We start from the raw sequence: 1,570 nt of genomic DNA on the forward strand, positions 1-1,570 counted from the left end.
AGCCACGTCATCCGCGTCTGCGTCCTGAGGATCGGAATGAACTGGCCTTCTTCCAGAAAAGCCTGGCCCGGATAGAACTCGCTATCGTACTCCTCCACCACGATGTTGGCGCACACCTTGCCCAGCGCGGCGAACTTGCGCGTCGACCAGCCGACGACGCTCGACGTGACGATGGCGACCCTCAGATCGCCGCGCTTCCTGCACATCTGGACCAGACTGCCGGCAAGCGCGTGGAAGGCCACATTGTTCACGCGCAAGAGCTTCTTGACGTTCAGATAGAGCGTCCCCGTCACCGTGGCGATAGAGGCTTCCAGCTTGTGCAGGCAGGCTTCCACCTCCTCGATGCGCTGCGGGCGCATGGAGCCCGAGATGGCGAATTCCTGGTTGTTCTCGTCAAAGCGGAAATTGAAGGTCGACGGTGCCATTGCAGTCAGCTTTCGGCCGCCTCGAGGACGAGGTCGGCAATGAGAAAGATGGTATCGTCGCCGCGCGCCTCAACGGAGATGCCGGCCCCGTAATCAGTGGCGAGTTCAAGCAGGCCAATGAAGGGGCTCAACGGGCCGGACGACAGCAGCGCCGCTCGGTAGCGCTCGGCGGCGTCCGCCCGGCAGACTTCATCCACGGCATCCCGGTAGAAGGTTAGGTGCGCTACATCGCACGGAACCCGCAGCCTGACCCGGTCGACATTTCCGGATCGCAGCACCGCGCAGGCGAAGCGGCCATGCGGGGCGTGTATCCGAAAAACCGTCTCCAGAAGCTCGTTCAGCGCCGATGAAAAGAGATTGGAATAGAGAAGAGAGTCCAGCCGGTTGTGGCTGATCATGCGCGCCACATAAGAGGAGATGCGGTCGCAATGCGACCAGTCGGACGCGAACACGCCGACATCCATGTCCATTTCCAGCAGAGTGTCGAAGCTCCGCTCAGCCTTGAGCGCCGAAACCGACATCGTCGCCGGCACTACAGCGCGCGGAACGGCGCAAAGCGACCAGGGCGCGAAACCCGCCCCCGGATGTCCGTCCGCTCGCATCCGCCAACACGAGCGCCACACGGAAAGTGCCCGGCCACCATGCCCCTCCTCCTGACCGGATGAAGGATAACATGCCCCGATCCGTAAGCAAGTGCTTGCCATGATTCCACATCAACGGCTATTCCAAAGACATGAGGCAGCAGGATGAAGTTGAGAGCACTGCTCCCGCAGCATCGCCGCGGGAGGCGGAACTTGCGCGCCAGCTCTCCGAGGCGCGCGCCGAGCTCGAACGGATGTCTTCCGAATTCGACGACCTCAAGCTTCTCTATGAGGCGACGATCGAGCATGGCGAAGCGGTCGAGGACCAGCTTGCCGAAAACAACATCCTCCTGCAACGCACGCAGGCCCGCCTCGAAGCCGAACTACAGGATGCGGCGCGCTACCTTCTGTCTACCCTCCCCGCGCCGCGGATCGAGGCCCCGGCGACCGAATGGCTGGTGATCCCCTCGACGGAGCTCGGAGGCGATTCACTCGGCTTCCACGAAATTGATGCCGATCACATCGCCTTCTACCTGCTCGACGTCTGCGGCCACGGCGTCGGCG

The 1,570-nt window shown here is 62.5% G+C and carries 1 protein-coding gene and 2 pseudogenes; 1 reads left to right on the top strand and 2 read right to left on the bottom strand.

Features of this window, described 5'->3' with window-relative positions; genetic code table 11:
* Positions 1 to 425, bottom strand: a pseudogene (locus Q0L57_RS15200) (SAM-dependent methyltransferase); the annotation flags it as partial.
* Positions 426 to 430: 5 nt separating this feature from the next.
* Positions 431 to 946 (bottom strand): ubiquinone biosynthesis methyltransferase UbiE, encoded by a 516-nt coding sequence (locus tag Q0L57_RS15205; protein WP_296743914.1) that lies wholly within the window; start codon positions 944 to 946, stop codon positions 431 to 433.
* A 212-nt stretch (positions 947 to 1,158) separates the two neighbouring features.
* Here Q0L57_RS15205 and Q0L57_RS15210 point away from each other — a divergent pair.
* A pseudogene (locus Q0L57_RS15210) lies at positions 1,159 to 1,570 on the top strand (hypothetical protein); the annotation flags it as partial.

It is taken from the genome of Mesorhizobium sp. (assembly GCF_024509055.1).
In the GTDB taxonomy this organism is placed as follows: domain Bacteria; phylum Pseudomonadota; class Alphaproteobacteria; order Rhizobiales; family Rhizobiaceae; genus Mesorhizobium.

Coding starts and splice junctions, on each gene's coding strand:
- Q0L57_RS15205 (WP_296743914.1), bottom strand. CDS start 946: ATGTCGGTTTCGGCGCTCAAGGCTGAGCGGAGCTTCGACACTCTGCTG.